This is a genomic window from Inquilinus limosus MP06, from assembly GCF_000767795.1.
Lineage (GTDB): Bacteria > Pseudomonadota > Alphaproteobacteria > DSM-16000 > Inquilinaceae > Inquilinus > Inquilinus limosus_E.
In genome coordinates this window covers 1-12,079 of record NZ_JANX01000138.1, presented here as the reverse complement: position 1 = coordinate 12,079, position 12,079 = coordinate 1, and the positions used below count along the sequence as shown (strand labels likewise).

Below are 12,079 nucleotides of genomic sequence, written 5' to 3'. Positions count from 1 at the left end.
CATCGGCGCGTGGCGCGATATTCTATATCCATGGCGGTGGCTGGGCCTTCTGCAGCCTCGACACCCATGACCGCGCGATGCGCTGCCTGGCCGAGGCGACGGGCATGGCCGTGATCGGCATCGACTACCGCCTGGCGCCGGAGCACCCCTACCCCGCCGGCCTCGACGATGCCGTGGCGGCCTGGCGAGCGCTGCCGGAGGTGCTGGCGCGACACGGGATCGCTGGTCCCGCCGGCATCTCGGGCGATTCCGCCGGCGCCAACCTGGCACTGGCGCTGATGCTGCACGAACAGGAAGCCGGCCGGCCGCTGCCGGCGCTCGGGCTGCTGTTCTATGGCGTCTATGCCGTCGACCATGAGACCGAGTCCCACCGGCGCTTCGGCCCGGGCGGTTACGGCCTGACCACCGCGAAGATGATCCGCTACCGGGACTGGTACGCGCCCGCCCCCGCCAGCTGGGGAGAGCCGCAGGTCTCGCCGCTAGCGGCGCCGGACGTCGCGCTGCAGGCCCTGCCGCCACTCTACCTCAACGCCGCCGGGCTGGACCCGCTGCTGAGCGACACGCTGATGCTCGGTGACCGACTGCGGGCGCTGGGGCGGGGCGATCCGGTCCGGGTCCATCGCGGCGTCATCCACGGCTTCATGCAGATGACGGCCGCGCTGGAAGAGGCCCGGACGGCCTTCGCGGAGGCCGGGATCTGGGCCCGCCGCTTCAACGAAAACACATAAGCGGAGGAGGAAACGTCGTGAGGAAGATGCGAGCGTCGGCGCTGGCCGCGCTGATAGCGCTGGCCGCCGGAACGGCCAAGGCCGAGAGCACGGTGCGCTTTTGGTACCATTTCGACAACCCCGACAATCCGGTGGCCGATCTGGTCGCAAAGTTCGAGGCGGCCAATCCGGGGATCAAGGTCGAGGCCGAGAACATCCCCTGGAACAGCTATTACGACAACCTCTACACCGCGATCGCCGGCGGCAACGCGCCGGATGCGGCGATGGTGAAGCTGTTCGCCCAGCCGCGGCTGGTGGAGATGGGGGCGCTGGAGCCGCTGGACGACCGGATCGCCGGCTGGGACGGCAAGGCCGACCTGCAGGATGACCTGCTGAAGATCAATGGCGGCCCGGACGGGCACCAGTACTACCTGCCGGTGCAGTACGTCGTCTCGTACCTCTACTACCGCACCGATCTGTTCGCCGAGGCCGGGCTGCAGCCGCCGAAGACCTGCGACGACTTCGCCAAGGCGGCCAAGGCCCTGACCCGCGACACCAACGGCGACGGCCAGCCGGACATCTGGGGCTTCGGCTTCCGCGGCGGCAAGGGCGGTTACGACCATTGGGGGCCGTTCGTCCTCTCGGCCGGCGCCAAGTTCGAGAAGGGCGGTCTGACCAGCCAGCAGGTGGTCGCCGCCAACACCTGGCTGGTCGATCTCTACCGCAACCAGAAGCTGTTCCCGCCCTCGGCCCCGAATGACGGGTTCCAGGAGATCATCGCCGCCTTCCAGCAGGGCCGCACGGCGATGACGATCCACCATATCGGCTCCTCCGCCGGGATGGTGAAGGCGCTGGGCGACAAGGTCTCGGCCGTGCCGGTGCCGGAGTGCAACGGCGGCCGCTGGACCTCCTATGGCGACGAATCCCTGGCCGTTCTGTCCTCGGCCGAGGACAAGGACGCGGCTTGGAAGTGGATCGCCTTCCTGGCCAGCGGCGACGCCAATGTCGAGTTCAACAAGGCGACCGGCCAGCTGCCGGTGACCAAGAGCGGCGCCGCGCACTGGACGCTGCACGAGAAGCGCTTCGTCGACGCCACGGTGCAGTCCCTGCCCTTCGCCCACAGCCTGCCGGCCGTCTCCCAGACCGCGGATTTCGTCAACACGGTGTGGCCGGCAGCGATGCAGCGGGCCCTGACCGGCGAGATCACGCCGGAGCAGATGATGCGGGAGATCGAGCAGCTCTACGCCCCGTAAGGCGAGGACGAGGCTTATGTCGATGACCCTGGCGACGGCACAGAGGGCCCCGGCCCGTGGCAGGCCGCGGACCCGGATCCTGCCCTATGCGCTGCTGAGCCCGGCGGTGCTGGTCACGCTGCTGATCGTGTTCCTGCCGATGCTGCAGGCGCTGGTGCTGAGCCTGCACGAATTCGTGCTGTTCCGGCCGACCCGGATGCCCTTCGCCGGACTCGGCAACTTCGCCAAGGCGCTGGCTGACCCGGTGTTCTGGACGTCGCTGCAGCACACCGCGCTCTGGGTCGGGATCACGGTCCCGGCCCAGCTGCTTCTGGGCCTCGCCACCGCGCTGCTGCTGAACCAGCGCTTCTGGTGGCGGCCGCTGGCGCGGGCCGTGGTCATCATCCCCTGGGCCCTGCCCAGCGTCGTCATCGCCCTGATGTGGCGCTGGATCTACGACCCCAACGCCGGGGTGCTGAACGATGTGCTGGTCCGCCTCGGCATGCTGCAGGGGGCCTTCCCCTGGCTGGCCGATCCCGGCACCTCGCTCCATGCCATCATCCTGACCCTGACCTGGCAGGGCTTCCCGTTCTTCGCGGTGATGATCCTGGCCGGGCTGCAGGCGGTGCCACGCGACCTGTACGAGGCCGCGGCGATCGATGGCGCCAGCCCGTGGCAGCAGTTCTGGCGCATCACGCTGCCCTCGATCGCCGGGGTGATCGCGACCGCGGTGCTGCTGCGGCTGATCTGGGTCGCCAACTCGATCGACGTGATCTTCGTCATGACCGGCGGCGGCCCGGGCTACGCCACCCACACCCTGCCGCTCTACGCCTTCATCAGGGCCCGGACCAATCTCGATTTCGGCTACGGCTCGGCGCTGGCGGTGATCTTCACCCTGCTGCTCGCCGGCTTCGTCCTGGTCTATCTGCGGCGCACCACGAGGACCATGGACTGATGGTCACCCGCAGCTCCCCCTGGCAGCGCGCCGCCCTGATCCACCTGCCGATGCTGCTGATCGCGGGCTTCGCGCTCGGCCCCTATCTGTGGATGGCGCTGACCTCGCTGACGCCGCCGGACGACATCGTCGGCCGCGGCGTCGCCGTCGACCCGACGGCCTGGACCGGTGCCAGCTACGAGCGGCTGTTCGGCCGCACCAGCTTCCTGGTCAATATGGGCCACAGCCTGATCGTGGCGCTGGGCACCGTCACGGTCGGGCTGACGCTCAGCGTCACCGCCGCCTATGCCTTCTCGCGCTTCCGCTTCGCCGGGCGCCGGGTGTTGATGGTCCAGTTCCTGGTCATCAACATGTTCCCGATCGTGCTGCTGATCCTGCCGCTCTTCGTGCTCATGCGGCGGCTCGGCCTGCTCGACACCCATATCGCGCTGATCATCGCCAACGCCACCGTCGCCATCCCCTTCGCCATCTGGATGATGACGAGCTACATCGACGCGATCCCGAAGAGCCTCGACGAGGCGGCGATGACCGATGGCTGCTCGCGGCTCGGCGCGCTGTGGCGGGTGATCCTGCCGCTGTGCGTCCCCGGCCTGGTGGCGACCGGCATCTACATCTTCATTACCGCCTGGAACGAATACCTTTATGCCCTGACGCTGGGCGGCCGCAGCGTCCGCACCATGACCGTCGCGATCCAGACCCTGATCGGCGAATACCAGATCGAATGGGGCCTGCTGACCGCCGGCGGCGTGGTCGGCGCCCTGCCCGCCACCATCCTGTTCCTGCTCGTCCAGAAACGCCTGATCGGCGGCCTGACCCAAGGCGCCGTGAAGGGATGACCGACTCCAGACCGAAAGAACCATCCATGCCGAACCCGATCGGCCTGATCTCCATGCAGGTCGCGCGCCCCTTCACCGCCGAGCATTTCGGCTGGTTCGAGCGGATCCGCGCCATGGGCTACGACTTCATCGAGCTCTTGGTGCCCGAGCCGGGCGAGCTGGACCTCGCCGAGACCCGCCGGGCGCTGGCCGGCGCCGGCCTGTCCGTCGTTCTCGCCGCCCGGGTCAACCTGCAGCGCAACCTGACCGGCGACGATGCCAGCGCGCGAGAAGCCGGGGTCGACTATCTGCGCTACGCCGCCGACTGCGCCGACAAGCTCGGCGTCCGCATCGTCGGCGGGCCGCTCTACGGCAATCCGCTGGTCTTCGCCGGCCGGCCGCCGGCGCCGGTGGCGGAGGACCTCCGCCTGCGCCGGCAGGACTGGTGCGTCGACGGGCTGCGCCGGGCGGCCGACGCCGCGCGCGATCACGGCGTGGTGCTGGCGGTCGAGCCGCTGAACCGGTTCGAGACCGATATCCTGTGCACCACCCGCCAGGGGCTGGAGCTGATCGACCGGGTCGGCCGGCCGGAGGTGCGGCTGATGCTCGACACCTTCCACATGCATATGGAGGAGGCGGACATCGCCGAGGCGATCCGCCAGGCCGGCGACCGCTTCGTCCATTTCCAGGCCAACGAGAACCATCGCGGCTTCGTCGGCACCGGGGCGACCGATTGGGTGGCGGTGGCGCGGGCGCTGGCCGATGTCGGCTATGAGGGCCCGATCTCGGTCGAGCCGTTTCGCCGCGACGACGACCGCTTCGGCGTGCCGATCGCGCAGTGGCGGCCGCCGCATGAGGACGAGACCGAAAAGCTGACGCAGAGCCTGGCCCTGCTGCGCGGGGCGCTGGCGATGGGAGGGTACCGGCGATGACGCTGAAGATCGGCTGGATCGGCTGCGGCACGCATGCGACCCAGATGCTGCTGCCGCAGCTGACGCGGCACGACGTCGAGCTCGTGGCGCTGTGCGATGTCGACGGCGCCAACCTGGTCCGCGCCGCCCGTCAGTTCGGCGTCCGCGCGGCCTATGCCGACCACCGCGACCTGCTGGCCCATCCCGGGCTGGACGCGGTCGGCATGGCGGTCGGCCCCGCAGCGCATCACGCCATCGGTCTCGCGGCCCTGGCCAAGGGGCTGCCGGTGTTCATGGAGAAGCCGCCCGGCGGCGACGCCGCCCAGGCGGAGGAGCTGCTGGCCGCCTCCGAACGCGCCGGCAAGCCGCTGGTGGTCGGCTTCATGAAGCGCTTCTCGATAGGCAACCGCATCGCCGGCAACATCGTCCGCGGCGGCGAATTCGGCCCGGTGCTGGGCTTCTACGGCTCCTACATGACGGCGCCGACCTATTTCCGCGGCGCGGTCGACTACAGCGGCTTCTTCCTGCACCACTGCGTCCACTACATGGACCTGCCGGCCTTCCTGGCGGCCTCGCCGATCCGCGAGATCTCGGCGCGCAAGGTCGAGAACGGACCGGGGCGCCTGCTGATGCACATCGCGCTGGGCTTCGACAGCGGCGCCATCGGCACCATCGTCATGGGCACGGTGCAGTCGCGCGGCACGCCGATGGAGTTCGTCCAGATCATGGGCGACCACCGCCGGCTGGAGGTGCGCAACGTGATCGACGTGACCTACTACCGCGACCCGGCCTTCAAGACCCAGGACCTCGGCGCCACCCTGTCCGCCGACGCGGACGCGCTGACCTGGTCGCCCAACTTCACCGCCGCCGCCAATGAGGATGTGAAGGGCTACCACGCCCTGCTGGAGGTGACGCTGAAGGCCTTCCGCGGCGAGGCGGCCGAGGCCCCGACCATCCGCGACGGCGTCACAGCGATGCGGCATCTGGAGGCGCTGCGCCGCCAAATTGGAGGATAGAGCCTCATCTCCGCCGAAGCCGGATCAAGGCCGGAGCCGGATGCCGGCGCGCGGCAGCAATCTATACCCTGGCGCTCGAGGGCTGTGTCCAGGCCACGGCCGGCTTCACCCCGGCACTGACGCCCCCAGCGGGGCAAGACATGCGCTCTGAAGACCATCGTCCGCCGCACCGTCGAACGCCTGGGCCACCCCGCGGATATCGCTGCCGCGGTTCGCTTCCTCGCCAGCCCTCTGTAGGACATCATGACGGGAACGATGTTCCGCGTCGATGGCGGCTCGACCCCGCTGTGTGGCGAGCTGCATGGCTGCTCGACTGAGTTGCATGCATTGAGGGCAAGGTGCCGATGGATTTGCGCACGCTCGAGGATCTTTTGGCATTGATCGATACGCGTTCGCTGTCGGACGCAGCAGCCGTTCGTCACATCACCCAACCCGCTTTTTCCCGTCGGATCGTCGCGATCGAGGCGGAGCTCGGCCTCGCCGTCCTGGACCGCAGTCATCGCCCGACGCAGGTGTTGCAGGCCATCCGGGCGAAGCGGGCCGAGATCGAGGAACTGGTCCAGTCGCTGCGCCGCCTGCGCTCTGCCTTGGCGGCAACGGCACCGCTGATCGATATCTGCGCCATGCATTCGCTCGGCCTGGACCTTGTGCCTGCGATCCTGGACCGGGCTCGGCGGAGTGGCGCGTTGGAGCGCGTCCAGGTCCATCTCCGGAATCGGGACGACTGCTATGCGCTCCTGATGACCGACCAGGCATCGATCATGCTGGCCTATGAGAGCGACGGGGCCGAGATCGCCTGCGACGAGGACATGGTCGAAAAGGTGACGATCGGGGAAGACATGCTCGCGCCCTTCATCGGAGCGACGGCGGCCGGGGCCTTTTGGGCCGGCGAAGACGGTGATGGGGCGATCCCCTTCATCGACTATCCCGATGATTCCTTTTTCGGCGCCGTGATGCGCCGTCGGATCACCCCGCGCCTCGATACCCGGCTGTCGGTGGTGGCCGTGTCCAGCTTCGTCCCGACGGTCGTCGCGATGGCAGAGCGCGGGCTGGGCGTGGGCTGGGTGCCGGCGCGACTGGTCGAGACCGCGGCAGGCTTGGTCGACCTGCGGGACCGTCTCGGCTGCTGCCCCCTGTCGCTGGTCGTCCTGCGCAAGCGCCGCAGCGGCAATGACCCATCCGACGGGATCTGGAAGGTCCTGATGCAATCCCGCGGATCGGGAGTTTGACGGGCAAAGCCGCTATCGGACGCAGCTCCCTTCGCGGGCCGCCTCGATCGTCGCATCGACCAGGAGGTCGAGCGTGTCGAGCACCGGCATATCCCCGACCGCGGATAGCGGCAACAGCGACAATTCGGTGCAGGCGACGAGGATCGCATCCGCGGCGCCGGCAAGCGCCCCGGCAACCCGCCGGAAGCCTACGGCCTGCCGATCGCCCACCTGGCCCGCCTTGATCTCGCGGATGATTCCCAGCAGTTGCGCATTCGCCTCCGCATCGGGATAGACGATGGCCAGGCCGTGCCGGTCGAACGCGGTGTCGTAGACACCGGTTTCGCGGACAGCAGGCGATGCCAGGAAACCGATGCGCCGGGCGCCGGGATAATGTCGGGCCAGGTGCTCCGCGGCGACGTCAACGATGCTGATGAAGGGTATGCCCACCGCGTCCGCGATGGCTCGATGATAGTGATGCGCGGTGTTGCAGGGCATCACCAGGAAGTCGGCTCCCGCCCGTTCGAGCCCAGCGGCCATGCGCTGCAGTTCGGGGAGCGGGTCCGCCCCGGTCCCCTCGATGATGGCGGCGATCCGCGACGGCACCTTGGGATTGTTATCCACGAGCATGCGGAAATGGCCGTCGTCGTCCTCGGCGTCGGTACGGCGGACTACCCGGCTCATGAACTCGACCGTCGCGGCCGGCCCCATGCCGCCGATGATGCCGATGACCCTGCTGTCGCCCGTCATCGAGCCGCGTCCCTCAGATATAGCCCGGCAGGTCGAGCTGGTCCGGGTACCCGAAGAGCCCAGCCGAACCGCCGGTGTGAACGAACACCACGTCGCTGTCCTGCTTGAAGCGGCCCTTGCGGACCAGGCTGATCAGCCCGTCCATGCCTTTGCCGGTGTAGACGGGGTCCAGCAGGATGCCTTCGGTTCGGGCCACCAGGGTCACCGCATCGATCATGCCCGGTGTCGTGAGGCCGTAGCCCGGGCCGACATAGTCGCAATCCGCGACGACGTCGGATCGTTCGATGATGTCGCCGAGGCCCATGTGGTCGGCCGTCCGTTGGGCGAGGTCGAAGACATTCTGTTCCTGCCGGTCGCGCGGTGCCCGCACCCCGATGCCGAGGACCGGAATCCCGCTGCCCAGCGCCTTGAACCCGGCGACGAGGCCCGCCTGGGTCCCGGCGCTGCCGGTCGCATGCACGACCGTCGCGATGTTCAGCCCCATCGTGCCGGCCTGGTACAGCATCTCGAGCGCCGCGTTGACATAGCCGAGCGCGCCGACCGGGTTGCTGCCACCACCGGGGATGACATAGGGCTTGCGGCCATCCTGCCGCAGGCGCTCGGCCAACTTTTCCATTTCCATCGTCATGTCGGCGCCGCCCGGCCGCTTGGAGACGGTGGCGCCGTACAGGCGATCCAGCAGGACATTGCCGTTGAGGTTGTAGCTGGGATCGTCGCTGCCGGTCCGGTCCTCCAGCAGCAGGTGGCATTCCATGCCGAGCTTCGCCGCCATCGCCGCGGTCTGCCGGGCATGGTTGGACTGGGTCGCACCTTGCGTGATGATGGTGTCCGCCCCCCGGGTGATCGCGTCGGCACCGAGGAACTCCAGCTTCCTGGTCTTGTTGCCGCCGCTGGACAGGCCGGTGCAATCGTCGCGCTTGATCCAGAGCCGAGGGCCACCCAGCAGCTCGGACAGTCGCTTCATCGGCTCGAGTGGCGTCGGCAGGTGGGCCAGCGAGATGCGCGGGTGGCGGGCGAGATTCATGGACGGTGCCTTCTGAGAAGCCGGGCTGGCGGGATCCTGACGTCGGGTGAAGGCGCCAGGGTCCGACGGCTGCGGGTTCCCCGTCCAATGCCGATTTGGACATTTTGGATGCATCGCAGGCATAATCTCGTTCCGGGCAAGGGCCGCGGAAGCTCGGCAAAGGGCGCGAACCATTTCTGACCCCACGACTGGGTCCGGAATCTGGCGCGGCAATGGAGAATGTCCCGATCGGCTGGTTTCTTCGGGAGAGCTCCGGCAGCTGGCCTGCACCGCCAGTGGCGCGCCGCGTTGCATGGCAGTGACTGGGCCGGCACTCGGCTGATGAATGCGATTGCCGACCTCCTGGCGACAAGCCGTTCTTTATGGGCGGCGAACCGACTGGCCTAGAGTCCCCATGTTCGCGTTCGCGTGCGACGCCGTGCTCGGCCTCGTCGTCCTCTGACCCGCCCGGCCAATTCCCCCAATAACGCCCACTGCGCGGCCTGGTTTCAGCGAAACCAGCACGCAGCTGTAACGCTCGATCTCGACCATCAGGCGTGTGGAGGAGAGTATGGGGCTATTCTGGCAACAAAGATCACCACGAGATTTGACCTAACATGGTATGTAGGACTTCTGCTAAATCTCTCCTATTTTCCACGCCCCGTGCGAGCGGGCGCATTTCACAGCCCGACCGTTCACAAGACCGGCGGCGCCCGAAGCAGGAGGATGTTCCGTGACCCAGACCCTCAACGGCACCGCCGGCGCCGACACCCTGACCGGGACCAATCCTGGCGATGCCGCCAATCCGGACGGCATCGACATCATCAATGGCGGCGGCGGCAACGACACGTTGAGCGGCCTGGGTGGGAACGACATCATCCAGGGCGGCGCGGGCGCTGACGCCATGAACGGCGGCGCCGGCCTCGACACGCTCAGCTACGCCAACGCCGGCTCGGGCGTCGCGGTCGCCCTGAACGCCATCGCCCAAGGGGGCGACGCCCAGGGCGACACGATGAGCGGCTTCGAGAACCTGACCGGCAGCAACTTCAACGACCAGCTCGCCGGCGATTCCGGGAAGAACGTCATCAGCGGCGGCGGCGGCAACGACTATATCCAGCTCACCGGCGGCGGCGACACGATGGACGGCGGCGCCGGCAGCGCCGACATCCTCGACGGCCGCGTCTGGGGCGCGGCCCTCACCATCAATCTGGCCGCCGGAACCCTGTCCGGGACCGCGACCGGGGGCGGCACCCTCTCCGGCTTCGAATGGGCCCTGGGCACGGGCTTCAACGACATCCAGACTGCCAACCAGGCCGTCAACACCATCCTGGCCGGGGGCGGCGGCAACGACACGCTCAACGGCCTGGACGGCAACGACCAGCTCTACGGCGACAATTTCAGCGCCATCGGCGGCAACGGCACCGACACGCTGAACGGCGGCAACGGCAACGACTATCTCGAGGGCGGCAAGAACGGCGACGTGCTGAACGGCGGCGCCGGCACCGACACCATCGGCTATGCCGATTCCAACGCCGCGGTGACCATCAACCTCGCCACCGGCACCGCGACCGGCGGCGATGCCACGGGCGATACCTACACCAGCATCGAGAACGTCACCGGCTCCAACTTCAATGACATGCTGACCGGCAGCGCCGGGGTCAACAGCCTCACGGGCGGCAACGGCAACGACCTGCTCGACGGCGGCGCCGGGGCCGACACGCTGAACGGTCTGGCCGGCACCGACACGGCGACCTATGCGGCGTCCAACGCGGCGGTGAACATCAACCTGCTGACCAACATCAACACCGGCGGCTTCGCCGAGGGCGATTCGCTGGCCGTCGAGAACGTCATCGGGTCGGCCTTCAACGATGTGCTGCAGGGCGGCGCCGGGGACAATGTGCTGACCGGCGGCAACGGCGACGACGTGTTCCAGGGCCTCGGCGGTGCCGACACGCTGGTCGGCGGCGCCGGCATCGACAGGGCAAGCTACAGCTTCTCGTCCGCCGCGGTGACGGTCAACCTGACCACCGGCACCGGCTCCGGCGGCGACGCCGAGGGCGATATCCTGTCCGGCATCGAGAACCTGACCGGCACGGTCCAGAACGACGCGCTGACCGGCGATGCCGGCGCCAATCTCCTGGCCGGCGGCGATGGCAACGACACGCTCCAGGGCCGCGGCGGCGCCGACACGCTGCAGGGCGGCAACGGCACCGACACCGCCTCCTACGCCGCCGCGGCCGCCGGCATCTCGGCCAATCTCACGGCCGGAATCGGCGCGGGCAGCGACGCGCAGGGCGACATCTTCAGCAGCATCGAGAACCTGACCGGCTCGGCCTTCGCCGACACGCTGATCGGCGCTGCCGGGGCCAACACCCTGGCCGGAGGCGACGGCAACGACATCCTCCATGGCGGTGCCGGCGCGGATACGCTGCGGGGCGGCAACGGCACGGACACTGCTGACTACGCCGGATCCGCCGTTAGCATCTCGGTCAATCTCACCGCCGGCATCGGCGCGGGCGGGGATGCCCAGGGCGACACGCTGACGGCAATCGAGAACCTGATCGGCTCGTCCTTCAACGACACGCTGACCGGCGATGCCGGGGCGAATATGCTGAACGGCGGCGACGGAGACGACGCGCTCCAGGGCGCTGCCGGCGGGGACGCGCTGCAGGGCGGCAATGGCAACGACACCATCTCCTATGCCGCCTCCAGCGCGGGCGTCATGCTCAGCCTCTCCTCCAACACCGCGTCAGGCGGGGACGCCGCGGGCGACAGCTTCAGCAGCATCGAGAACGTCATCGGCTCGGCCTTCGCCGACACGATCAACGGCCAGGCCGGGGCGAACATCCTGGATGGCGGCGCCGGTGACGACGTGCTGGCGGGCCGCGGCGGCGCGGACACGCTGCGCGGCGGGACCGGCAGCGACACGGCCAACTATGTCGCGTCCGGGGCCGTCACGATCAATCTCGCCACCAACACCGCCAATGGCGGCGATGCCACCGGCGACACCTTCAACAGCATCGAGAACATCACCGGCTCGAACTCCGCCGACACGCTGACCGGCGATGCCGGGGCCAACACCCTCGACGGCGGCGCCGGCAACGACACACTCCAGGGCGGCGCGGGGGGCGATGCGCTGATCGGCGGCGCGGGCACCGACACGGCGAGCTACGCCGCCTCGGCTGCCGGCGTCACGGTCAGCCTCTCGACCTTCAACGCGATCGGCGGCGATGCCGCGGGCGACAGCTTCAGCAGCATCGAGAACCTGACCGGCTCGGCCTTCGCCGATCTGCTCAACGGCGATGCCGGGGTGAACGTCCTGATCGGCGGCGCCGGTGACGATGTGCTGTCGGGGCGCGGCGGGGCGGACAACCTGCAGGGCGGGACCGGCACCGACACGGCCGATTACGTCGCCTCTGCCGCGGGCATCTCGGCCGACCTCACGGCCGGCATCGGCGCGGGCGGCGACGCCCAGGGCGACA

9 protein-coding genes and 1 pseudogene are annotated in these 12,079 nt (G+C 68.8%); 8 read left to right on the top strand and 2 right to left on the bottom strand.

Annotated elements, in window-relative coordinates; genetic code table 11:
- From P409_RS13235 to P409_RS13205, 7 genes are all read left to right on the top strand, one after another.
- Window positions 1-728: alpha/beta hydrolase (locus P409_RS13235; RefSeq protein ID WP_034836943.1), on the top strand; the 728-nt coding region annotated here is incomplete at its 5' end.
- A gap of 26 nt (window positions 729-754) precedes the next feature.
- Window positions 755-1,960, top strand: a complete 1,206-nt coding sequence (locus tag P409_RS13230) for an ABC transporter substrate-binding protein (RefSeq protein WP_034836940.1) — start codon at window positions 755-757, stop codon at window positions 1,958-1,960.
- A gap of 16 nt (window positions 1,961-1,976) precedes the next feature.
- Window positions 1,977-2,894, top strand: a complete 918-nt coding sequence (locus P409_RS13225; RefSeq protein ID WP_034836938.1) for a carbohydrate ABC transporter permease — start codon at window positions 1,977-1,979, stop codon at window positions 2,892-2,894.
- On the top strand, window positions 2,894-3,730 hold the full coding sequence (locus P409_RS13220; RefSeq protein ID WP_152613366.1) for a carbohydrate ABC transporter permease: 837 nt from the start codon (window positions 2,894-2,896) through the stop codon (window positions 3,728-3,730). Before P409_RS13225 ends, P409_RS13220 begins: the two co-directional genes overlap by 1 nt.
- Before the next feature lie 26 nt (window positions 3,731-3,756).
- Complete coding sequence (locus P409_RS13215) at window positions 3,757-4,641, top strand: sugar phosphate isomerase/epimerase family protein (RefSeq protein ID WP_034836935.1); 885 nt, start codon at window positions 3,757-3,759, stop codon at window positions 4,639-4,641.
- Complete coding sequence (locus P409_RS13210; protein WP_034836933.1) at window positions 4,638-5,636, top strand: Gfo/Idh/MocA family protein; 999 nt, start codon at window positions 4,638-4,640, stop codon at window positions 5,634-5,636. Before P409_RS13215 ends, P409_RS13210 begins: the two co-directional genes overlap by 4 nt.
- Before the next feature lie 344 nt (window positions 5,637-5,980).
- On the top strand, window positions 5,981-6,865 hold the full coding sequence (locus P409_RS13205; protein WP_034836930.1) for a LysR family transcriptional regulator: 885 nt from the start codon (window positions 5,981-5,983) through the stop codon (window positions 6,863-6,865).
- A 12-nt stretch (window positions 6,866-6,877) separates the two neighbouring features.
- On the opposite strand, the gene cuyB is transcribed toward P409_RS13205, so the two are convergent.
- Both cuyB and cuyA read right to left on the bottom strand, forming a co-directional pair.
- Window positions 6,878-7,594, bottom strand: a complete 717-nt coding sequence (gene cuyB, locus P409_RS13200; protein ID WP_034836928.1) for a cysteate racemase — start codon at window positions 7,592-7,594, stop codon at window positions 6,878-6,880.
- 13 nt (window positions 7,595-7,607) lie between these two features.
- Window positions 7,608-8,618 (bottom strand): D-cysteate sulfo-lyase, encoded by a 1,011-nt coding sequence (gene cuyA / locus P409_RS13195; RefSeq protein ID WP_034836925.1) that lies wholly within the window; start codon window positions 8,616-8,618, stop codon window positions 7,608-7,610.
- A gap of 712 nt (window positions 8,619-9,330) precedes the next feature.
- On the opposite strand from cuyA, the pseudogene P409_RS13190 reads away from it, so the two are divergent.
- Window positions 9,331-12,079: pseudogene (locus tag P409_RS13190) on the top strand (calcium-binding protein); the annotation flags it as partial.

Bases quoted from the DNA above. Each gene is read 5' to 3' on its own strand.
- cuyB (WP_034836928.1), bottom strand. From the start codon at position 7,594: ATGACGGGCGACAGCAGGGTCATCGGCATCATCGGCGGCATGGGGCCG.
- P409_RS13225 (WP_034836938.1), top strand. From the start codon at position 1,977: ATGTCGATGACCCTGGCGACGGCACAGAGGGCCCCGGCCCGTGGCAGG.
- P409_RS13210 (WP_034836933.1), top strand. From the start codon at position 4,638: ATGACGCTGAAGATCGGCTGGATCGGCTGCGGCACGCATGCGACCCAG.
- P409_RS13230 (WP_034836940.1), top strand. From the start codon at position 755: ATGCGAGCGTCGGCGCTGGCCGCGCTGATAGCGCTGGCCGCCGGAACG.
- P409_RS13215 (WP_034836935.1), top strand. From the start codon at position 3,757: ATGCCGAACCCGATCGGCCTGATCTCCATGCAGGTCGCGCGCCCCTTC.
- P409_RS13220 (WP_152613366.1), top strand. From the start codon at position 2,894: ATGGTCACCCGCAGCTCCCCCTGGCAGCGCGCCGCCCTGATCCACCTG.
- P409_RS13205 (WP_034836930.1), top strand. From the start codon at position 5,981: ATGGATTTGCGCACGCTCGAGGATCTTTTGGCATTGATCGATACGCGT.
- cuyA (WP_034836925.1), bottom strand. From the start codon at position 8,618: ATGAATCTCGCCCGCCACCCGCGCATCTCGCTGGCCCACCTGCCGACG.